The organism is Sorangium sp. So ce295, from assembly GCF_051527405.1.
Lineage (GTDB): Bacteria > Myxococcota_A > Polyangia > Polyangiales > Polyangiaceae > Sorangium > Sorangium cellulosum_B.
This window is the reverse complement of the sequence record NZ_CP150324.1, coordinates 11,498,544-11,520,782: the sequence shown is the minus strand read 5'-3', so window position 1 is coordinate 11,520,782 and position 22,239 is coordinate 11,498,544. Positions and strand designations below refer to the sequence as shown.

The window sequence follows — 22,239 nt, the reverse complement described above, 5'->3', positions numbered from 1 at the left end:
CCGCCAAGGACACCGGCGCGCCATCCGCCGCGTGAGGAGAATTTTTCAATTCGGCAAAGGTTTTGCGACATCTCGATGGCCAGGTGGCGACGCGGTGGGATCAGGGGTCAATCTTTTTTGAAGAAGCCCCGCCGCGCGGACGCCGGCGATCCGGCGTCCGGCCCCTGCGCTCAGCCGCCGCCGAGCTCGGACAGGCGCGCGCGCAGCCGCGGCGCGTGGACGCTCTCGCCGTGACGCGCGAGGAAATCGGCGATGGCCGCGCGCTCGTCGGCCGCCCGCCCGAGCCGGCGCAGGCTCTGCACCCTGCCGACCCGGGCCTCCGCGGCGAGGGGGCCGCCGCCGGCGAGGTAGCGATCGAAATAGCCGAGCGCCTCCGCCGCCTTGCCCTGGTGGAGCGCGATCTGCCCGAGCGACACCAGGGCCGCCCGCGCCTCGGGGCTCGCCGGGTACTGCGCGAGCAGGGCGCGGTAGGAGGCGTTCGCCTCGGCGCTCTTCCCCTGCCCGAGCTGGGTCTGCGCGCGCAGGAGCAGCGCTTGCGGGCCCGCCGCGGGCTCCTCCGCGCGCGGCCTGGGCGGCTGCTGCGCGCGATCCCGGGCCCCGACGGCGCTGGAGGTGCTGGCGGTCGCGGGCTCGCCGGTGGGCGCGCCGGTACCGGGCGGCGGCTCGGCGGAGGGCGCGCCGGCGCCCGGTGCGAGTGCGCCGGCGCCTGGCGAGGGCTCACCGGCGCCTGGTGAGGGCGCGCCGGCGCCTGGCGGAGGCGCTTCCGGCACCGAAAGCGTGGGGAGGCTCAGGACCGTGCGCCGTGCGCCGCTCGGATCGAGCGTCTCGCTCCCGCTCGGCGCCGGCGGCTGCGCAGGCCCGTCGAACAGCTCCGCCGCGAGCGCGGCCAGGAGCGTCGCCGCGACGGCGACGCCCGCGAGCGACCCGGCGATCCCGCGCCGCAGCATCGGCCGAGGCGCCGCGCGCAGCCGCGCCGTGCTCTCGGGCGCGGCCTCGAAGCGGGCGCCCCTCGGGTCGAGGCGAGCGGCTCGGGGCTCGAAGCGGGCGCCCCCGGAGTCGAGGCGGGCGCCCCCGGGCCCGAGGCGGGCGCGCGCGAGCACCTGCTGCAGCATGGCGGCGTCGCTGAGCTCGCGGCCGTCGCCGTGCGCGTCGCCGAGCCTGCCGATGGCGGCCCAGAGCGGCGCCTCGCCGCGGAGCTCGGGGTCGTCCTGCTCGGCGCGGCGGAGGAGCTCCGCGTCCTCGGGGCGGATCGGCGCGCCGCGCGCCTCCGCGGCGAGGATCGCGGGCAGGAGGTCCAGATCGATCTCGGACTTCTGCGTCCCTGTCATGATGCTCTCTTCCGGCCGACGGCGAGGTCCTGTCGCACCTGCTTGCGGAGCGCGCCGATCCCGAGGCGCAGCCGGCTCTTCACCGTATCGGCGCTGACCTCGGTCATTCCGGCGATCTCCTCGATGGAGTAATCGAGCGCGTGGTGCAGGAGGATCACATGGCGCTGCGCCTCCGGCAGCTCGTCGAGGTACGCGCGCGCCTCGCGCGGGAGGGCCTCGAACGGGGGTTGGTGCGGCGCCTGGGCGATCTCCTCGTCGATCGCGCTCTCCGGGGCCACGGGCGCGCCTTCCCTGCGCTGCTGCCTGGCGTACCGGAGGATCGTCCGGACGGCGACGCGCCTGGCCCAGGCCTCGACGGCGGCGTCGCCCCGGTAGCTCGACGCGCTCTCGAGGATCGCGAGCAGGGCGAGCTGCGCGGCGTCGTCGGCGTCGGCCGCGCTGCGGAGGAACGTCCGCGCGATCCGGCGGACCCGCGAGATCACGTGGGTCATGAGCCAGGCCTGGGCCTCCGGGTCACCCGCGCCGGCGTGGCGCATCCGTTCGAGGTCAGACGGCGAGGACACGGCGGGTGACGGGGCAGGCGGCGGGGCGGGGACGGGGCGCGTCATGGCGCTGGCCAGGAGCGGCTCGGGCAGGGGGCCGAGGCTCCTGGAGAGAGCTCGAGCGTGCTCAGCGTCCATCGCTTCGACCTGGTGCGTCGCACGGCCCGAAGCGGGTCAATTTTCCTTTCGTGACGGGTCATGCGGCGCGGGTGGTCATTTCCTGACCATGCCCGCGGGGGCTGGCGAGGCCGGCAGGGCGAGGCCGAGCTCCAGCCCGACGCCGGCGAAGATCCGCACCGGATTGGCCGAAAGCGCGAGGCCCGGGTGTACGGTGGCGTCAGGCTCCGTCAGGAGCATGTCCACACCCAGCGTCGTCTTGAGGCGGAGCCACCCGGTGAGCGGGACCCCGAGCTCCGCGACCGGCGCGACGCTCACGAGCACGTCGGTGCGGGCCTCCGGCGGCGGCAGCTGCTGCGGAAACATCCGCGGCCACCGCCACGGGGGCGGCGGTGGCGGGCCATGACCGGGAGGTGGCGGGAACGGTGGCGGCTCCGTGAGCGCCTGCTGGGCCGTGCCTTCCTCGGGGACGCGCTCGACGATATCGACGGTGGCGCGCGCGCCGAGCTGCAGGTCGAGGCCAAGGGGGAGCCTGAGGCGGACCTGGCCGGTCGTGATCACCGGGTGGCGCGAGAGCTCGAACGTGGACTGCTCGTCGCCGAGCGAGGTCGAGGGGATCAGCTCGTACCCCAGGCCGAGGACGGCGTAGTCCACGGGCGCCCAGGAGGCGCGGAGCGCGGCGGCGCTCTGCCAGGGCGCGGCGCTGCTGAAGTTCGCGCCGGTGTAGCCGGCGAGGACGGCGAACGTCGGCAGCGGGCTCGCTTCGCGGCGGGCGCCCGTGGATGGCGACGGCGGGCCCGCGGGCGGCTGCAGGTCCGGCGCGGCGTCCGGGGGCGCGGCGTCCGCGAGCGCCGCGGGGGACGTGGCGGGCTCGGGGGCACCGTCGGGCTCGGGCGGAGCCGCTGGAGCCGGCCCGACCGGGGCGACCTTCACCTCGGCCAGGCCGGCGACGTGGCCCTCGCGGAGCTCCTCGGCGACCGCGCCGGCGATGTTGGCGAGCGACTCGAGGGCGGTGGCGGTCTGGCCGGGCAAGACCGGGATGCGGCGGCCGTAGATCTGCTCGCCGTCGCGCTCGACCACGTACAAGGCGAGCTCGTCGCTCGCCCCGGCGTCGATCCAGAGCACTCCCCGCGCGTCCCACGCGTCGGCGAGCGCGTTGGCTTCGGGGAGGAGCGTCTGCAGCACGGGCCTCGGCGTGCCGGGTCGGACGATCTGAAGGCGGATGCCGACGGGGCGGATATGGGCGACGACGAGGTCGATGGCGCGTTTGTCGATGCCGCCGGCGCCCGGGAAGGCGGCGAGGACGAGCACCGGTTCGCCTGCGGCGCGAGGCTCGCCCGCTGCGGCGGGCAGGGCGACGGCGGCCAGCAGGGTGCCGGCGACCGCGCTCGCGGCCGTTCGGGCAGCGCGGAGGGCGAGCGCGAGCGACGCAGCCGGCACGGGCGCGGAAATTTATCACCGTTCCCCGCGGGGCACCATCCCCCGTCGCGGCTCGGCGGGATGCCCGCCTCCGCGCCTCAGCGCGCGCCGGTCGACCGCGGGTAGCTCCCGAGCACCTTCACCATCTCGCAGCGCGCGCGGAGCCGCTCGATCGCGTCGGCGACGCGCGGCTCGCTCCGGTGGCCCTCCAGATCGACAAGAAAGACGTAGTCCCAGTGCTTCTGCCGGCTCGGCCTCGACTCGATCCGGGTCAGGTTGATGCCCGCGTCGTCGAAGATGGCGAGGACCCGGCGGAGCGCGCCGGGCTCCTCCTGCACGGAGAAGACGATCGAGGTCTTGTCCGCGCCCGTGGCGGGCGCGTCGGCCGGGGCGATGACGATGAAGCGGGTCGCGTTCTCGGCGCGGTCGTGGATGCGCTCCCGCAGGAGCGGAAGCCCGTAGAGCTCGCCCGCCCCGCGGCTGCCGATCGCCGCCGCGGCGGGGTCGCCGAGGGCCTCGTGCGCCGCCGCGGCCGCGGAGACGGTCTGGACGATCTGCGCGCCGGGGAGGTGCTTCGCGAGCCAGAGGCGGCACTGCGAGAGCGCGTGCGGGTGGCCGTGGACCCGCGCGACGCCGCTCAGCCCCTCCGCCTTGCTGAACAGGCAATAGGCGACGTCGAGCACGAGCTCCTGCCGGATCTGGAGGTCGCTCTCGATCAGGGCGTCCGCCGTCAGGGTCACCGAGCCGTCGGTCGAGCTCTCGACGGGGACGACGCCGCAGGCCGCCTCGCCCGCGCGCACGGCGTCGAAGACGCCCTCGATGGTGCCCGTCTCCCGGTAGCGCGCGGCCAGCCCGAACAGGTGCCGCGCCGCGACCTCCGCGAAGGCGCCCTCCGTCCCCGGAAAGGCCACCTTCATGGGCTCCTCCAGCGACAGGCAGGCGCTCATCACCTCCCGGAAGACGACCCGGATGGCGTCGCCCGGGAAGCGCCCCGCGCCCTTCGCCTGCAGGCGGGTGAGCACGCGCCGCTCCCGCTCCGGGTCGTGAAACTGCGTGGCGTTCGCGGCGCGCTTCGCGTGCGCGACCTCGACGGCCACCTCGGCCCGCTCGGCGAGGAGCTCGAGGATCCGGTCGTCGATGCTGTCGATGCGCTCGCGAAGGTCGCCCAGGGTCGCCATGGTTCGTTCCACCTCGGATGGGGAAGGGCGGGCATCAAAGCGCAGGGGGCGCCGCAGCGCAAGGCTCGCCTGGGCGCAGGGAATGCGGCGCGGAACGCGCGCGAGGGGGCCGAACGTCAGGGGCGAAGCGGCACCCGTGCGGGCTCGACGCGTGGAGCGGATGGGCGAGAGAGAGCCGGTGAGGAGGCAGAGGAGAGGAAGAGAGAGCTCTTGGCGCGGGAGCGGGAGGATCGGCCGCCGGAGCCAGAGGCTCGGCTACCGGAGCGAGAGGATCGAGCGCGGGAGTGAGAGGCTCGGCTTGGTACCGGAGGATGGTCGCGTATCGAGAGTGGCTGTCAGCAGGTGCCCTGTGCGCGCGGCTTCCCGCGGGAACTCGGGGCTACGCGGCCTCGTCGATGGGGAGGAGACGCGGAGTGAACATCCGGTCGTCGAACCACCATCCACTCCATCGATCGAGCCGGGCGCCGAGCCCTCCGAGAGAGCGCGCACCGCAGAAGGTGAGGCGCAGGTCAGAACCGCTCCCATTCATAGGTGTACGTGTCAGCGCAAGTTTCCGTAGTTCCATCGAACAAAACGGACTCGAAGACAGCCTCCCCCTCCTCACGCATCCGGCCATCGACAAGGGTGAGGCTGCTTCTCGCAAATGTCCAGCCCACCTTGATGTACGCCCCGACATCGGTGCGGACGCATGATTGCCGGCCGTCCATCGTCGCGACCTCACCCTCCACGGAGTAACGATAGATGCAGTCCCCAATGCGTTGGCCCTTCTCGTCGATGTCGATCCACTCGAGGTCGCTGTCTTCTCCTTCGCGTAGCCGCATGGCGATGTTGAACGTGGATAGAGTCCAATCGCCGTGACACGAGTTGGTGCCCCGGCCGTCGATTGCCCTCCATGTTCCTTCGAATTTCGAGATGTCAGGTCCTGAACAGCCCAGGCCGAGCAGGGCCAGGGCTCCCAACAACGACTTCCGCATCTAGTCTCTCCTCAGAGCGAAAGCCCATGGCTTTCAGCCACTGGCGCTGTTCTGGTGCTGCCTCGTACGAGGCAGGGGAGAAGGAAATCCGAACGTGTCGGAGACGTCAAGCCACAACCACAGGACCTGCCCGGCTCGCCAGAACATTCTGTAAGCGAACCGACGCCCTCTCGGAAATCGACGCGGGTTTAACACCTATCCATACATCGACCACAACCCAGATAAGGACATGGGCGGCGTGGCGTGTGCTTGCGCAGCCCCTCAGGCATCAGGGGGAGGACGTGACCCCCGTTCTGCTCGAAGTTACCGTACCTGAACGGAGCAGGGGAGGGGCGCGGAGCGTCCCGGGGCAACACCGGGACGACGCGAAAGCCGCCGCGACCCGCGAAGCCATCTCCCTGCACGCCCCGCCGCCGGCGTCGAGCGTGCCGGCGCGGAGCGCCGCCCAGACCTCGCGCGAAAACATCACCGGCCCGAGGCCAGGGGGGCCCGATGTGCTCTGGTCCGAGGCGATTGATGCCGGTCCCCCTCAGGATCCCATGATGACGTCGCCTGGGAGGCGGTATACTGTGCGGAGATAGCGCAGCACTATCGAGAGGATCAGGCGGGAAAAGACGACCTCGTCAGCTTTGCCGGCTTCACGCCCCCGAGAGGATGACCCACCATGGAAACATCGTTTGCTCCCTCCAAGATCCAAACGAAGCAAGTCAAACACCCCCGGGCCTGGGATGGAAAGAACCTGACCAAGGACGACGTTGCCTTCGATCTCGGGCCCAGACACCTGGAGGCCTTCGACCGCCTGATCCAGGAAGCCCGGAGACGCAGCGTCACGCTCGAGAACGCTTCCAACGAGGATTTTCAGCTCGAGGACATCCAGGACGATGTGCAGCTCATCGCCGACAGGATCCTGAATGGCCGCGGCGTGGTCATCGTTCGCGGATGGCCGATGGACCGCTGTACGGAAGCGGAGATAGCTCTCCTTTACTGGGCATTGGGCAAGCAATGGGGAGAGCCCATCGTTCAAAGCTGGAAAGGGGATCGTCTCGGCTATGTGACCGATGTTCCCCACCTGGTACCGGGGACGCGGGGCAAAGGTTACACCTCCGAGAACGCGATGACGCTCCATACCGATTACGGTGGCATCATGGGGCTCATGGCAATCCGGCGGGCCAAATCGGGGGGACTGAGCGGCCTGGTGAGCGGAACAGCGATTCATAACCGCATTGCCGCCACGCATCCGGAATATCTGGCGCCTCTGTACGAGGGCTATTATATTCACTGGACGGGCAACGAGAAGAAGGGTGAGCGTCCAATCAACCCCGACTACCGCGTGCCCCTCTTCAGCGAGCTCGACGGGCAGGTCAGCGTTTCTTTCATGAACAGAAAGGTCGTCGAGCAGGCGGTCGCGGAGCGGAAAGAACCGCTCACGGAGCTGCAGCGCGAGGCGCTCGAATACTTTCATGCCGTCGGGGATGACCTGAAATTCACCTTCATGCTGGAAGCGGGCGAGGCGTTGTTCGTCAACAACTACGCCATTCTGCACGACCGCGCTCCCTTTGAGGACTGGCCGGAACAGGAACGCCGCCGCTTTCTCCTGCGGCTGTGGCTGAGGACTTCCCAGGAAAAGCAGCCGGTCCCTTCGAGCATCCGTCGTTTCTACGACACAATGGCTGGAACCTTCTCCCCGCTGCCGGCGAAGTGATCTGGTGGTGATTGGCCCCCTTGCCCTGCAACCCTTCACGCGGGAGATCGACATGTCCAACAGCCTTGCAAGGTACACTGGGCATCCCGGGGCCTGGAGAGCCTCGGACCTGACGAAAGAAAAAATCTCCTTCGATCTCGGGCCCCGGCACCTGAGAGCGTTCGAAAAGGTCATGGATGAGGCGCGGAAACGCGACCTCACGCTCCGGACCGCTTCCGAGAGCGATTTCCCCCTCGTCGAGATTCACGACGATATCCGCCGGATCGCCGACGAAGTTCTCCACAGGCGCGGCGTCATCATCATCCGCGGCTGGCCGGTCGAGGCCTATACGCCGGAGGAGATGGGATTGTTGTTCTGGGCCGTGGGCAAGCAGCTCGGAGTGCCGGTTGAGCAGAGCCATCATGGCGACCGGCTGAACCAGGTCATCGATCGCGGGGGCGGGCGGGCCTACAACTCCAATATTCCCCTGGACATGCACAGCGACTTCGCCGCGCTGGTCGGTCTCCTGGCGATCCGCAAGGCCAAGCTGGGCGGCCACAGCGGAATAGCGAGCGCCCTCGCCATTCATGACAAGATCGTCGAGACCCATCCCGAATATCTCGCCCCGCTCCATGCCGGCTACTACGTCCATTGGCAGGGAGAGGAGGCGCAGGGCGAGCGGTCGCTGATAACCGATTACCGCGTTCCGGTCTTCAGCGAAGTCGAGGGCCAGCTCAGCGTCTTCATGGTCAAGCCGTTCGTCGAGCAGGCCGCGAGGAACAAGGAAATGACCCAGCTTCAGCGGGACGCGCTCGACTATTTTCAGCAGATCGCCGACAGCGACGAGTTCGCCTACAAGTTCATGCTGGAACCGGGAGAAGCCTCGCTGATGAGCAACTACACGGTCCTTCATTCGCGCTCCACCTTCGAGGATTGGCCCGAGGTCGGGCGGCGCCGGCTCCTCCTGCGGCTCTGGCTCAAGTTGCATCCCGGGGACCGCCGTCCCCTCCATCCCAATTTGCAACGCTTGCACACCCATGACGGGTTCTACGTGTCGGCCAAGAGCGGCGAAGCGCCGCAGGTATCGGCCGCGTGACGGAGCCTCTACCTGAAAGACGTCGATGATCGACCTGGCAATCGTCGGACTCGGGCGGTGGGGCACCTTCCTCGTGGATGCCGTGCAGGGCGTCAGCCCCAAAGTCCGTTTCGTCGCCGCGGTCAGCCGTGCTCCCGGGCGCATCGAACAGGCGGCCGCCTCGCGGGGGATCAAGGTCCTCGCCTCGCTGGAAGAAGCGCTGGCCCAACCGACGATCGCGGGCATCGTGCTCGCCACACCCCATTCCCTCCATGCCGCGCAGATCGAGGCCTGCGTCCGCGCGGGGCGCCCCGTCTTCGTCGAAAAGCCGTTCACGCTCACCTCCTCCAGCGCGGTGCAGGCTTCCGCTGCCGCCTCGGCGGCGGGCGTCGTGGTGGCCACGGGGTTCAACCGTCGGTTTCTTCCCGCGATGCGCAAACTGAAGAGCGTCGTCGAGGAGGGCGGCCTGGGCACCCTTCGTTACATCGAAAGCAACTTCACCGCGAATCTCATCGGGCGATTTTCTCCCGGGCAATGGCGTTTGGCAGCCGAGGAGAATCCGGCGGGCGGCTTCGCCGGGGGTGGCATTCATCTGATCGACGCGATCATCCATCTCGGCGGTCCCGTCACCGGCGTGTTCGCGGTGGGCTCCTCGCGCATCCCGGCCCTCAGGCCTCTTGAGGACACCGTCTCCGCCCTTCTCACCCTGGCCTCCGGAGCCACGGCCTCGGTGACGACGATGATGGCCACGGCGCCGACATTTCGCCTTCAGGTGTTCGGGACCCAGGGTTCCGCGGAGATTCGTGGCCCGGACACGCTCGAAATTGTCGACCTCGCAGGCAAAGGCGGTCTCATCTCCTTTGAGGCTGTCTCCACGGAGCGCGCTGAGCTCGAGGCTTTTGCGGATGCCATCTCCGGAGAGGCCCCGTATCCCATTCCCATGGACGAGGTGCTCAATGGCGTGGCGGCTCTCGAAGCCGTTGGCCGATCCCTCTCCACGGGCGGCCCTGTTTCCATTGCTGAGGGTGGGCGCCTTGAAATTACAATGAATCGCCGACACGACCACTACCTGCTCACGCCGGGGCCCCTCACGGTCCCGACGGAGATCCGCGAGACGATGCTGCTCGACCGGAACCCCTACGCGGGCGACTTCGTCAGCATAACCGCCGCGATCCGTCGCTATCTGCTCGAGATCGCCAACGGCACGGAGACGCATGCCTGCGTTCCCCTGCAAGGCAGCGCCAGCTACGCAATCGAAGCGGCCATGCAGACCCTGGTGCCGCGTGCCGGCACGATCCTGATCGTGCAGAATGGCTTCTACGGAAGCCGGCTCAGGGAGATCGCCGAGGGCATTCGCCTCAAGGTCACGACCCTCGACCTTCCGATGCTGCCGCTGCCAACGCGCGACGATCTCGAAAGAGCCCTCGACGCCGACCCCTCCATCACGCACATCGCCATGTGCCACGCGGAGACCGGCACCGGCGTGCTCAATCCGATCGAGATGGTAACGGGAGTGGCCCGGTGCAGGGGCAAGCGCCTCATCATCGATGCCGTCGCTTCCTTCGGCGGATTTCCCATCGACGTGGCCACGCTCGATCTCGAGGCGCTCATCATCTCTCCCAACAAATGCCTTGAAAGCGTCCCGGGCATCGGCCTCGTCCTCGTCAACAAGGACGCCCTGGCCGCCTCGGCGGGCAGGTCGATGTCGCTCTCGCTCGATCTCCATGCCCAATGGAGCACGATGGAGAAGAGCGGCACCTGGCGCTGGACGCCGCCAACCCACGTTGTCGCGGCCCTGGCCAGCGCCTGCGAACGGCACCGGAGGGAAGGCGGCGTGGCCGCCCGCGGGGCACGTTACCGGCGCAACTGGCGCATCCTGATCGACGGCTTTCGCCAATGGGGATTCCGGAGCTTGATCCCCGACGAGGTGGCCATCCCCATCATCGCGACCTTCCATGTTCCCGAGCCGTTCGCGCATGACTTCCGGCCTTTTTATGAAGCGCTGGAGCGGCGCGGGATCACCATCTTCCCGGGACGACTGACCGCCGCTGGAACGTTCCGCATCGGTGTCATGGGCGATCTGGTCGAATCGGACATCCGCATGATCATGAACGTCATCCGCGAAGTCCTCGGCGAAATCGATTCTCGCTACAAGGACCTCCCGCGGATCAGCTAGAGCGACAAACGGGTTGAAACCACGAGAGAAAGCAGGAATTTCACAGGGAGGCGGGGAGGCGGGGAGCGAGAGACGGCAAGAGCGAGAGATTCATTTTTTTCTTCCTCCCCGCCTCCCCGCCTCCCTGTGAAAATTCTCCGGGTTTCAACGTGATCGGTATTCTAGAGCACCGACCATGTTGAAAATCGTCTAATTTCGATATGTTATGCAGCCGCCTGGATCAGCCGCTGGGCCGCCTCAAGATTCTGAATGGCTGCGCTGCGTCGGAGGTCGAACAGATTTCTCCTGGCGCCGATGTAGCGCGCGCTGTGTCCTTTCCGCGCCGCGATATGGGCGAGCGCATGCTCCACAGCTGTCCGCTGCCGGAGCACGGCGCGTCCTGGCCCGGTCTGCTGCAACTTCCGGAACTTGCCCTGCAGAGCTTCATCCTCGGCGATGGACACGGTCCGCCCTCGCCCCGAGGCAGCTTGCGTGCACTTGGCTCGGAGGGGGCACGCGCCACACTCCTCAGGGTCAAACTCGACCGTATCGCCCGGTTCGAACACCTCGATCTGTCCCGCTGGACACGTGATTGTCTTGGCGCGCAGGTTGATCTTGAAGTCGCGCTTGCTGAATAGATCGGGGCTGCGAGCCCGCTGCCCCCAAGGCTTCGAGAACACCTGGCCGCCCGCTCGGATCACGTCATCGACGACGGGACTGTTCACGTAGGCGCGATCGATGTGCAGTTCATCGAGGCGCAGCCCCTGATGCTGGACGTCCTTGGCGATCGGCGCGGCCCCCTCCTCTTCGGGCCGATTCGCCGGCGTGACCGCGCAGGCGACGATGACCGGAAGGTCAAGGTCGCGCGCGATATGTTCCTTATAGCCGTCGAAGCGCTTCGAGCGGCTCTTGCGACCGTGGCGCATCTCGGCGTCTTCAATGGAGACGCGGCGGTCAGGGGCAACGCCTTGCCGGATGCGAACGGTCCCATCCTCGGCTGTTTCCAGGTCCTGGTCTCGAACCTGTGTGACCGCCTCCAGATAGGTGCGAAGCGGCTGCTCGACGACGTCGTCCAGGTGGCGGTCGACCCACTGCTGCAGCGACGACACCTGCCGCTCCAAGATCTGAATCGCTGCCGCCTTCTGTTTCGGGTCGCTCCAGTCCAGGTCGAGCCCGGCCTTGATGCTGGGAGCCAGAAGCAGCGGGATGCCCGCCTTGCGGCAGATCTCCTCGGGCGGACGCTCCGTGATCTTCGACACGACGCGGACGATGCTGCGTGCAGCGTGGCCGAGCAGGTTGATCGTGTCCTCAACCCGCCCGGCTCCCGCTAAAGGGCGGCTATCGATGGCCACGCGCAGCGCCTTCGACACCGCACGCCTCTCGCCCTCGGTCATCGCGCCGGACCGAACAAGGGCCACGGTCCGCTCCAGCAGCATCCGGTCCATCTCGTGCGCGACCATCCGCTCTCGGAACGCCTGCAGCGCGCCCTGCGAGAACGGCGGCGTCGCCGCACCCAGGCAGCCGAGCACCATCTGCCAGCGCAGGTCGACGACGGACAACTCCACCGCTTCGGCATCCGATGCGCCGACGTAGCCTTGCAGCAGCGTGACCATGCACATCAGCGCCGGTGGATGCGGCGGCTCGCCTGCTCCCGTCGTCCGGTACATGCCCTCCAGCTGCTCCTGGAACGTCTCATCGAACAGCTCGTGCCGGTGCTGCCTGAGAAAGCCGAACAGTGCTCTCACGCGCGTCAGCCGCTTCATCAGCGCCTGTTCTTGCCGCGACAGCTCCACCGGCGGCGACCATCGTTCCATCCGTGCACCTCCGGACGCGGACGAGATCATGGCGCGACGAGACCGTCGAGCCTTGCATCGAAGCGACCAGAATTATCGCAAAATCAACCTGATCGGTCCTCTAGGATGTATTGCCGCCACGATGGCGTCCGCCAGCGCATTTGCCGACGCGGGGACCATGTCGAGATAGAGCGCGGGATCGAGGACCTCAACCTCCATCAAAACAAAGTGACCACCGCGCAGGATGCCGTCGATTCGCGCGTAAACGGGACGACCAGGGACATGCCGCAAGACCTCTTTCGCGGCCGCCACATGCTCCTTCTCGGGAACAACGGGCACCGGAGCAAGCGGGCGGTAGCGCCCGTTCACCCGAAAATCGTCGGGATTGGGACGCTTCCTCACGCCATGGGCGAAACGTCCGTCGATAAACACGAGCGACAGCTCGCCTTCGCGGATTTCCGGCATGAATTCCTGGAGCAAGAGATCGTTCCGGCCCGTTTCGGCGCGCAGGGCCTCCGCCTGCGCGGCCACCTGGTGGCGCTCAACGAGGGTCACGCCCACGCCGCTCTCCCCGATGCAGGGCTTCAAGACGAGCCGGTCTCCAGGAATTTCGGACGCCGTGGTTTCTATATCCGAATTTTGAACGACGATGCGCGTGACGGGGCAGGGTACTCCGTGGGCGATGAGATCCAGCAAATACCGCTTGTGCGAGTTCCATAATAACAGGCCGACTTCATTGATCACGGGAATCGCCTCGTCCCGCAATCCATGAATCCATCGGAAAAATTTCTCGCTCTGTTCCGTGTAGTCCCATACGGAACGGACCACCACGCCCGCCGCGTGGCCCTTGGCCTCCTCCTGCGGTTTGATCTGGTCCCAGGGACGCAAGACGGTCTCCACGCCCCGATGTTCGAGGGCCTTCTTGAGCGCCAGATCGCAGCCGATTGCCTCGGGAGGGATCTTCGCGCAGGTCGCCAGTAGCAGCTTCACGACACACCCTGCTTCTGGTCGACGGCGGCCACCATGCCCGCCTCGCTTCGATTGTGTCGCTCAAGAAGCACGGCGTCATAGACCGCCCCGGTATGGAGAAGGGGGGTGACGTGCCAGGACCCGGAAAGCTCCTTTTCGAATGGATAATTGCAGAGCGATTTGATGCCGTTGCCGTAGCGAAGGATGATCTTCGCCTGCCCTTGCATCTGGCCGCCTAGTTGCCGAAGAATGGCGGCCTTCTCCTTGACCAATCCGGCGATGATGAAATGGCTCGCCTGTCTGACACAAGGGATCGTTTCGAGCGGACGGCAGCTACACCGGATCCGCTCCGCCAGACCCTGATGCATGACAAGCTTTTTCGCGAGACGGGTCGCTTCAGGATCGATATCGTGACACAGCAACTCCGCCTCACTTTCTCGGGCGAAGAGCAGCGCCGTGACGGGCAGCGCCCCAGCCCCTATGAAAACAATCCTCGATTTGGGGCCTATCCCAGAAGCCGCCAGTTCTGCCCGGAACGACTTCCGAAACTCCGTGTAAGTCGCATCCAGATAGACTTCCAAAGGCAAGGTTCCCTCTGCCAGTCGCTGGCAAAGGTGGCGGGAATGGTCTTTTTCGAGGTCGCAGAGAGCGCGATCCAGGACATGGCGAAGCGTCGTGGCGTCGTGAAGAAGCTCGAGATCGCCTTCCCAGCGCCGCCAGCGCGAGGCGTTCTCCGCGTCCATGACGAACTGGCGCACGGAGCCCAGCTTCTTTTCCAAGGGGTCGAAATCGCCGCAACGGCCGGCTTCCTGGCGAAGCTCTTCAAGCTGGGAGCTCAGGGCGCGTAATTCAGCCAAGAAAGAATGTTTGTTTGATTGCATGAACCTTTGCGCCTGGAACCGTGTTGGGGAGATGTGTCGGAAGTTAAGCATCAACGAGGTGCTCTACAAGTGGGGCCGCCTCGGCGCCCATCGGTGTTAACCATGGGTGTCCGGATAAGCTTTGGGCGCGGATCTTCTGGAACGAGGGCGTTTTGCCCATTTCACCCGGCGCAGCTTGGGTCGAGGCGGCGGTGACGGGACATCGCCCGCTGCATAACGTGCACGGTGCGTTCGGTCATGCTCCTGCTGCAGGTGCAACGCCCAGCAGGCTTCGAAGTCGCCGCTCGAGCGCAGCGAGCGGAGGCGCAGCGCCGGCGCGGCGAGCGCCCTCCGGTCCGCGGAGGTGATCGCGCTCGCAGATGGCTCGGCCGGGGAGCCCGGGGTCGCGCCCCCGCCGCTGGACCAGAGATCCAGGGTGCTTGCGGCTGGCTCCTCCGAGAGCGTCGCCCCGCGGCGGGCGCAGCGCGGGTTGAACGGTGAGCTGTCCGCTCTGCAGCGCCGGCAGGCAAACGACCGCGCTCTCCCCCGCGATCACGGGGCGCTCGTACCACGCCCTGACGTCCGCCACCCTCGGCGTGGCGGCCTGAGGTCCCGATCCGAACCTCACCTCCGCGGGGGCGCGTTCGCGCTGGAAGAGCAGGGATCCGTCGCGCTGGAGCTCCGGACCCTGGCGTGATGCCTCACTCGCCCTGTCTCTGTGAAGGAGACACCTGGTCCTCCCGGGCGACAGTTCACCCGAGGCGACGGGCTCGCGAAGGGGCCGGAAGAAGCGCGCTTCCCGCTCCTGCGCGTCGACGATCCGCGGGAGCAAGCGCCGCCCCGACCCGGCACGTGCGTTGCTGATGGCTGAAGAGCAGAAGAGCGACGCGTTGCTGAAGAGGCCCGCTGAACGCCCTCCAACGACGGAGGGCGCGAGCGCGCGCCAGAGCAACCGATGCGTGTCCCCTTCGCGCGTCACCACGGCGGGCGAAGCGAAAAGGAGGGTAGCAATATGACGATTGAACCGATGACTCAAATGCATGTTCGTCGACGGCGCTGGCTGTGTCCCTTGCTGGCGATGCCGCTCGTCGCCTGCGCGGCCGACCCCGGTGGGGCGGGCGACCTCGAGGAGACGGCCCAGGTGGCATCGCCGATCGTCGACCCGACGCCGGCCGGGCCCGGCGATCTGCTCGCGATGGTGAAGGTGTCGAGCTCGCAGGGGAGCTGCTCGGGCATGGTCATCGCCGCGGACACGGTCCTCACCGCCGCGCATTGCTTCTGCGAGGACGGCTACGTCGGCGGCAACGGCTGCTCCACGGACGCGACGGTGACCTTTCGCCCCGACCCGGCGACGCCTGGCGCGCGCCCGCGCGTGCTGAGCGGCGTGGCCGAGATCCAGCCGGACTACAACCCATCGTGGACCGAGCGGCAGATCGAGCATGACGTCGCGGTCATCAAGCTGAATGGCGTCGCGCCGGCGCACGTGAAGCCCTTCGTCGTGGCCAGCGATTACCCCGCCGAGGGCTCGAGGGTCACGATCGCCGGCTTCGGGCGCACGGGCGCCGATTGCAGCACCCCCTTCGGCACCCTGAACTTCGACGCCGCCAAGGTCGGCGGGTACGAGGACGGCCACGACATCCTGCGCTTCAACGACCAGGTCTTCTGCGGCGGCGACTCGGGCGGGGCCGTCTTGAACGTCGAGGCGAGCCGGCTCTACGCCGTCCACTCGATGCACACGTGGACGGCGACCCACGGCTGGGTCAGCAAGGGAGTCACGACGGGCTCCGAGTTCGACTGGATCAAGTCGCACATGTGCCCGTCGTCACCCTCGAACGAGTGCAGCGGCGACGGCGACACGTGCTCCTGCTCGGCCAGCACCAACTTGCTGTGGCGGCACACCAATGGCCAGGTCGCCATCTGGTTCATGGACGGCGGCGACATCGTCGGCGAGGCCTACCCCGGCGGCCAGGACCCGAGCCTCTCCTGGAAGATCCAGGGCTCCGGAGACTTCGACGGCGACGGCCAGAGCGACCTGCTCTGGCGACACACCCATGGTCAGGTCGCCATCTGGTTCATGAATGACGGAGCCGTCGTCGGTCAGGCCTACCCCGGCGGCCAGGACCCGGGCCTGTTCTGGAAGGTGGCTGGCGTCGGCGATTTCGACGGCGACGGGCGCTCGGACGTCCTGTGGCGCGACGCCAACGGCCAGCTCGCCATCTGGTTCAAGGGCGACGCCGCTCAGGCCGCGTATCCCGGCTACAACAACCAGCCGGCGCCGGTCGACAACGCGTGGAAGGTGCAGGGCGTCGGCGACTTCGACGGTGATGCGCGCTCGGACATCCTGTGGCGAAACACGAACGGCCAGGTCGCCATCTGGTTCATGTCGGGCGGGACGCGGGTGGGCGAGGCCAACCCCGGCGGCCAGGACCCGAGCCTCTTCTGGAAGGTGCAGGCCATCGGCGACTTCGACGGCAACCTGCGCTCGGACATCCTGTGGCGGGACGAAAGTGGCCAGCTCGCCATCTGGTTCGGTGGCGAGCAGGGCTTCGACGCGCCCTCGTACAACAACGCGCACGGGCCCGGCGACCTCGCATGGCAGGTGCAGGGCGTCGGCGACTTCGATCACGATCGCCGCGACGACATCGTCTGGCGGCACACGAACGGCCAGGTCGGCATCTGGCTGATGCACGGCGCGCACTTCGTCGGCGACCTGTACCCGCGCCAGGTCGACAGCGGCTGGGCGATCAAGGGCATGCTCCACGACGCCGGGCGGTGAGCTGTCGAGGAGGGGTCCTCGGTCGCCCGGGGCCCCTCTTACAGGTGGGCGCCGCTGACGAGATCGTCGATCTCGCCGGGCGCAAACCCCACCAGATCCGGCTCGGCCGAGAGCGCCACGCCGAACCGATCGAGCACGCCGCGCCGCACGCGCCGCGCGAGGCCGAGCAGCTCCTCCGCCGTGGCGCCGCCGCGGTTCACCAGCGCGAGCGTGTGGCGCGTCGAGATGCCCGCGGCGCCGTGGCGCGTCCCCTTCGCGAAGCCGGCGCGCTCGATCAGCCAGGCCGCGGACAGCTTCACCCGGCCGCCGTCCGCCGGATACCGCGGGATCGCCTCGCCGGGCGCGAGCACGCCCGCCGCCTCGATGCGCGCGATGACGGCCGCGGCGGCGCCGGGGGCGAGCGTCGGGTTCATGAAGAACGACCCCGCGCTCCGGCCGTTCTCGTCCGCCGGATCGAGCACCATCGACTTGGCGCGGCGGAGCGCGATCACCGCGCTGCGCACCTCGCCGAGCGGCGGCGCGGCGCCACCCGCCGGCGCGGCGAGCGCCCGCTGGAGCTCGGGGTAGCGCACCGTCGCGGCGCCCCCCGGGCGCAGCGCGAACGTGACGGCCGTGATGACGTACCGCCCGCGCCACGCGCGCTTGAACCGGCTGTCGCGGTAGCCGAAGCCGCAGTCCGCACCGGAGAGGACCACGGCCGCCCCCGTCGCGCGATCGATCGCCCGGACCTCGACGATCGTCTCCGCGACCTCCTGGCCGTACGCGCCCACGTTCTGGATCGGCGTCGCGCCGACGTCGCCCGGGATGCCCGACAGGCACTCGACGCCCGCCCAGCCCTCGGCCACCGAGCGCGCCACGAGGTCGTCCCACGCCTCGCCCGCCCCCGCGCGCACGAGGGCGCGCCCGGCTTCTCCGCCGCCACCGTCCACCCCGCCGCCGCGAGTCTCTCCGCCGCCGTCCTCGCCGCGCCCGCGCAGCAGCTCGATCCCGCGGAGGCGCACGCGCAGCACCAGCGCGTCGACGCCCCGGTCCGCGACCAGCAGGTTCGAGCCGCCGCCCATCACGAAGAGCGGCACGCCGCGCGCCTCGGCGAAGCGGAACGCCTCGACCACCGCGGCCTCATCGGCGGCCTCGGCGAAGTAGCGCGCCGGCCCGCCCACGCCGAGCGTCGTGAGCGGGGCCAGCGGGACCGACTCGCGGACGTCGAGGCTCACGGCTTCTTCTCCGGCGCCTGCGGCCGCTTCTCCGGCGCCTGCGGCCGCGTGCCGCGGACAGCGCCCGGCCCCTGCGCGCCGCCAGAGGGCCGCGCCGGCGCCGCCGGCCGCGCCACCCGGATGCCCGCCATGAAGCCGCTGTCGACCGCCTGCACCCGCTCGACGAACGCCTTGTACTCGTCGATCGACACCGTCCCCGTCGGCAAGCTCAGCGCGAAGTCCTCCTCGATCGCCGCGCCGTAGCTGCCCTTGCGCGACGCCGCGAGGCCCGCGTGCTCGACGCGCACGCCCTCGGGCGCGCGCGCGACCGCGTAGCCCTCGGGCAGCTCGATCCTCCGGCGCACGTGGTACTGGAGCGCGGTCTCGATCGCGAGCGCGCTCTTGCGCGCCCCCCGCGAGGCGTACGAGGCGCCGAGCGTGCTCGTGTACGCGCGCGGGAACACGAGGTGCACCGGCTCCAGCCCCGGCAGCGTCCACGCCGCGGCGTCCTTGCCCGCCGGCTGCGCGAAGCCGTGGATCGTCACGGTGGCGCGGAGCGCGACCTCCCACGAGCCCTCCGTCGACGAGACGACAACGTCCTCGACGTCGGCCCACGGGAGCCAGCCGAGCACGACGCCCCGGAGCATCTCGCGCCGCGCCGTGCCCACCACGGTCTCGAACGCCTCCGAGAGCGCCTGCGCCGCCCGCCCGTGCAGCAGAATCGTGAACGTTCCCGAGGCGTTACCTTGCGTGTCGACCGTCAGGCGGAGGTCGACCTCGTCGCCGGTCTCGCCGCTCGTCCCGGCCACGGTGACGAGCTCGCCGCTCGGCAGCATGGCGGCGCGGCCGCGCAGCTCGGGGCTGATGCGGCCGGGGGGCAGCGGCGGGCCCTCGACGTCGGCGTCGATCCACACGTCGCCGCCCGGAAGGCGGGCGATCACGAGCGGGTGGCGGAAGCGCCCCGCGTGCGGCGGGAAGTCCGCCGACGAGCTGAACGGCTCGGTCTCGGCGATCGCGAGATCGGCGCGCACGCCGAGCTCGCGCAGCGCGCGGTAGACGACCCACGACCGGCTGCCCTGGCCGAGCTCGATCATCGCGCGCGCCGTCGTGCGCTGCGGGCCGCCGCCGAGGAGCGCCGCCATGTCCGAGAGCTCGACGCCGCCGGCGACCTTCACCGCCTTGCCCGCGGCCGCGACGACGCGCTCGAGCAGCGCGGGCGACGGCGTCCGGTCGGCGCCCGCGGCCTCCCGCGCCCAGCGGGTCATGGTGGGGTCGCGGTCCTCGAGCGCGCGGATGTTCTCGTCGAGCGCCGCGGCCACGTGGCCCCAGGTCTGCGTCCCGAGGCTGACGCCGACGCCCATCTCCACGCGAGGCACGCCGTCCTCCATGCGCCGCGGCGGCTGGTCCTTGATGCGCCAGACGCTGATCGTGGAGGCGCCCTCGGCGCGCTGCTCCGCGGCGCCGAGCAGCGGGTGCGACCAGAGCGCGAGCCGGAGCGACGTCGGGCGGCTGACCTCGATCGTCGCCTCGCGGACGCTCGTGCGCTCGGGGAGCAGGTCCCACGTGTCGATGACGAGCTGGCCGCCGTCGCCCGGCAGCGCGTGGCCCTCGGTGACCTGCTCGACGTAGTCGCCCTGCTCGAGCTGGGAGAGGTCGCTCTGGTCCTGCGCGGCGTTCGACGCCGCGTCGGGCGCGAGGATGCGGCCGTCGCGCTTGTGGATGCGTCGGCGCAGGAGGCGCGGCATGGCGCGGCCCTCGATGAGCGGGCCGTAGGTGGCCGCGCCCTGGGCCACGTCCGTGGTGCCGGAGACGCGGCGGAGGTCGTACGTGACGTAGTGGACGAGCCCGTCGGGCGAGATCGTGAACCGCTCGACGTGGCGGAGCACCGCGGTCGCGGCGCCGGGGAGGAACGCCTTCTGCTGGTCCTCCAGCACGAGCTTGCGGCCCTCGGCCTCGAGCGCCGGCGCCGGGTCCGGCGCGAGGCCGAGGGCGCGGGTGATGGGGCCGATCCCGGCGGGGGTGTCGCGCGCCGTCGTGCGGTCGCGGGCGAGGCGGCCCCGCACGGCGCGGGCGTCGCCGCGGCCGGCGGCGAGGCCGAGCGCCTCGAGCATCACCCGCTGCCCCGGCGGCATGGCGTCGTACACGGCGAGCGCGCCGCGCAGGTCGCCGCGGGCGACGCGCTCGCGGAGCTCGACCTCGCGCAGGGCGTCCGGCGCGCGGCGGAGCCGGCGCAGCCGCTTGATCTCGGCGAGGACCGCGTCGCGGTCGCTCGCGTCGAGGAGCGCGCCGAGGCACGCGGCGCTCGAGCGATCGAGCCCGCCCTCGCAGGCGGCCTTCACCGCGTCGACGCCGGCGCGGCCGTGGATGCGGTCGTCGACGACGGCGAGCAGCGTCGAGCCGGGCGCCGCCGCGGCGAGCTTCGCGTAGGCGGCCTCGGCGACGTCGGTGACGTTCGCGCGGCGGGCGACCACCGCGAGCTCCGCGAGGACCATGCGATCGGCGTCGGCGACGGCGGGCGCGCCCAAGCCGGCCGGCCCGGGGGGCGCGACCCGGACGCCGAGCTCGCGGAGGGCGTCCATGGTGCCCTCGCCGCGGCCGCCGCGGCGCTCGGCGAGCTCCGCCTTGTAGAGGCGCGCCTCCCAGGACGCGGGCCACGCGGCGAGCACGCGATCGACGGCGGCGCGGATGCGCTCGACGACCTCGGCCTCGGGAAGGTCGCCCACGCGGCGGATGGCCCTCGCGTAGAGCAGGTCGAGGCGCGGCGAGCGCGGCGCGGTGGTGGCCGGGGGCGGCGCGGCGGTGGCCGGGGGCGGCGCGGCGGCCGGCGAGCGCGCGTCGCTCTGGTGGAGGCGGCCGTCGCCGTCGGGGTCGAGGAGGTGCTCGGCCGCGCGCGCGTCGCCGAGGGCGAGCAGGGCCGCGGCAGCGACCTCGACGTTCGCCGCGCCGGGGCGCTGGCCGGCGGCGCCGCGCGACGCCGGGGCCGGCGCCAGGCTGACCGCGGCGGGCCGGGACGCGGACGCGGTCGCGGCGGCGCCGGGGCGCGGCGCGCGGGCGCGGAGCGGGAGGCCGTTCTCGCCCCACGCGGTGAGCTCGATGGCGTCGCCGTCGCCCTTCTGCGCCACGCGCACGACGACGCGCAGCGTCCCCGGCTGGGCCTCGACCGTCGCGAAGCGGGTGACCTGCGCGCCGCCGGCCGCGTAGTCGCGGTGGAGGGCGGGCACGCCGCCCACCTCGAGCACGGCGGCGGACGACGAGGCGAGCGCGAGGCTCACCCGCTGGGCGATCGGGTTGTGGAGGTCGACGACCACGGCGCGCGTCCCCTGGAGGGCGCTCACCGCGTCGATGTCGATGGCGCACGCGTCGGCGCGGACGACGATGGGCGAGGCGCTCTGCGCGAACGGCGCGAGCCCGGGGTAGGCCCTGGCGAGCGGCGCGCCCGGCGCGGAGCTCACGGGAGACGGCCGGGCGAGGCCGTGGAGGGGCGCCGCGTCGAGCGGGCCGACGAGGGCGGCCTCACCCGCGCAGCCGCGGCGCGCGCTCCAGGTCGCCGCCGCGGCCTCGTCGCCGACGAACAGGGCGATGCGGTGGAGGGCGCTCGCGAGCGCGCCGCGCACGAACGGCATCTCCGGCGCGCCGCGGCCGTCGACGTCCGCGAACGCCCAGGCGCGCTGGAGCCGGCGGGCGACCTCGGGGAGCGCCTCGCGCGAGCGGAAGGCGATGGCCGCGGCGTCGGGATCGGGGCCGCCCGCGGTGCCGGCGCCGAAGACGAGCGCGTCGAGCGACGCGATCACGGTGGCGAGGGCGCCGTCGTCGCTCGGCGCCTCGACGGCGCGGTCGAGGGCGTCGAGGTACGTCGCGGCCGCGGCGGAGCTCGTGATCTCGGCCTCCAGCGCGGCCGAGAACGCGGCGGGGAGCGGCGCGTCGGCGGGGAGCGGCGATGCTGCGCCCCGAGGGGCGCACGCGGCGGGCGCGGCGGCGGCGAGCGCGAGGGAGAGCGCCAGGGCGGCGCGGCGAGCGACGAGGAGGGGGCGGCGAGCGACGAGGGGGCGCTCGGCGAGGCGAGGGCTCCCGGGGCGCTGGCCGCCGCTCCTGGGGCTGCGGGGGTGGGTGGTCACGATCGGCGTCTCCACGGCGCCGCGCGCGCGGTGCCTGTCCGCCGTTCCTTACGGGCCTGGGATT

The 22,239-nt window shown here is 70.3% G+C and carries 14 protein-coding genes; 4 read left to right on the top strand and 10 right to left on the bottom strand.

Annotated features, from left to right (window positions below; translation table 11 throughout):
* Nucleotides 1–170: 170 nt before the first annotated feature.
* From WMF11_RS43730 to WMF11_RS43710, 5 genes are all read right to left on the bottom strand, one after another.
* The gene (locus tag WMF11_RS43730; RefSeq protein ID WP_437974982.1) at nt 171–1,328 is read right to left on the bottom strand and encodes a tetratricopeptide repeat protein; all 1,158 of its coding nucleotides are present in this window, start codon (nt 1,326–1,328) and stop codon (nt 171–173) included.
* On the bottom strand, nt 1,325–1,891 hold the full coding sequence (locus tag WMF11_RS43725) for an RNA polymerase sigma factor (protein ID WP_437546337.1): 567 nt from the start codon (nt 1,889–1,891) through the stop codon (nt 1,325–1,327). The genes WMF11_RS43730 and WMF11_RS43725 overlap by 4 nt, the downstream gene beginning before the upstream one ends.
* Nucleotides 1,892–2,083: 192 nt before the next feature.
* A complete protein-coding gene (locus WMF11_RS43720; RefSeq protein ID WP_437974981.1) occupies nt 2,084–3,427 on the bottom strand; it encodes a hypothetical protein in 1,344 nt (447 codons plus the stop codon).
* Between the two features lie 77 nt (nt 3,428–3,504).
* The gene (gene pheA / locus WMF11_RS43715; RefSeq protein WP_437905020.1) at nt 3,505–4,584 is read right to left on the bottom strand and encodes a prephenate dehydratase; all 1,080 of its coding nucleotides are present in this window, start codon (nt 4,582–4,584) and stop codon (nt 3,505–3,507) included.
* A gap of 509 nt (nt 4,585–5,093) precedes the next feature.
* Nucleotides 5,094–5,558 (bottom strand): hypothetical protein, encoded by a 465-nt coding sequence (locus WMF11_RS43710; protein WP_437974980.1) that lies wholly within the window; start codon nt 5,556–5,558, stop codon nt 5,094–5,096.
* 664 nt (nt 5,559–6,222) lie between these two features.
* Here WMF11_RS43710 and WMF11_RS43705 point away from each other — a divergent pair.
* From WMF11_RS43705 to WMF11_RS43695, 3 genes are read left to right on the top strand one after another with little or no spacing between them, the layout of a single operon-like run.
* Nucleotides 6,223–7,260, top strand: coding sequence for a TauD/TfdA family dioxygenase (locus WMF11_RS43705; RefSeq protein ID WP_437974979.1), 1,038 nt, complete (start codon nt 6,223–6,225; stop codon nt 7,258–7,260).
* A gap of 4 nt (nt 7,261–7,264) precedes the next feature.
* Nucleotides 7,265–8,335: a TauD/TfdA family dioxygenase gene (locus WMF11_RS43700; protein ID WP_437974978.1), complete on the top strand. Its 1,071-nt coding sequence runs from the start codon at nt 7,265–7,267 to the stop codon at nt 8,333–8,335.
* A gap of 25 nt (nt 8,336–8,360) precedes the next feature.
* Nucleotides 8,361–10,490, top strand: coding sequence for a 2-aminoethylphosphonate--pyruvate transaminase (locus WMF11_RS43695; protein WP_437974977.1), 2,130 nt, complete (start codon nt 8,361–8,363; stop codon nt 10,488–10,490).
* Between the two features lie 203 nt (nt 10,491–10,693).
* On the opposite strand, the gene WMF11_RS43690 is transcribed toward WMF11_RS43695, so the two are convergent.
* The 3 genes from WMF11_RS43690 to WMF11_RS43680 form a co-directional block, all read right to left on the bottom strand.
* Nucleotides 10,694–12,283: an IS1182 family transposase gene (locus WMF11_RS43690; RefSeq protein ID WP_437974976.1), complete on the bottom strand. Its 1,590-nt coding sequence runs from the start codon at nt 12,281–12,283 to the stop codon at nt 10,694–10,696.
* Nucleotides 12,284–12,355: 72 nt separating this feature from the next.
* Nucleotides 12,356–13,252, bottom strand: coding sequence for an ATP-grasp domain-containing protein (locus tag WMF11_RS43685; protein WP_437974975.1), 897 nt, complete (start codon nt 13,250–13,252; stop codon nt 12,356–12,358).
* Nucleotides 13,249–14,112 (bottom strand): nicotianamine synthase family protein, encoded by an 864-nt coding sequence (locus tag WMF11_RS43680; protein WP_437974974.1) that lies wholly within the window; start codon nt 14,110–14,112, stop codon nt 13,249–13,251. The genes WMF11_RS43685 and WMF11_RS43680 overlap by 4 nt, the downstream gene beginning before the upstream one ends.
* A 1,015-nt stretch (nt 14,113–15,127) precedes the next feature.
* Here WMF11_RS43680 and WMF11_RS43675 point away from each other — a divergent pair.
* Nucleotides 15,128–16,867 carry an FG-GAP-like repeat-containing protein gene (locus WMF11_RS43675; protein ID WP_437974973.1) on the top strand — a complete coding sequence of 580 codons (1,740 nt, stop codon included), beginning with the start codon at nt 15,128–15,130 and terminating at the stop codon, nt 16,865–16,867.
* Nucleotides 16,868–16,905: 38 nt separating this feature from the next.
* Here WMF11_RS43675 and WMF11_RS43670 read toward each other — a convergent pair whose 3' ends face one another.
* Together WMF11_RS43670 and WMF11_RS43665 are read right to left on the bottom strand one after the other, a co-directional pair.
* On the bottom strand, nt 16,906–18,081 hold the full coding sequence (locus WMF11_RS43670; RefSeq protein ID WP_437974972.1) for a UDP-N-acetylmuramate dehydrogenase: 1,176 nt from the start codon (nt 18,079–18,081) through the stop codon (nt 16,906–16,908).
* Complete coding sequence (locus WMF11_RS43665) at nt 18,078–22,175, bottom strand: hypothetical protein (protein WP_437974971.1); 4,098 nt, start codon at nt 22,173–22,175, stop codon at nt 18,078–18,080. The genes WMF11_RS43670 and WMF11_RS43665 overlap by 4 nt, the downstream gene beginning before the upstream one ends.
* Nucleotides 22,176–22,239: the final 64 nt, after the last annotated feature.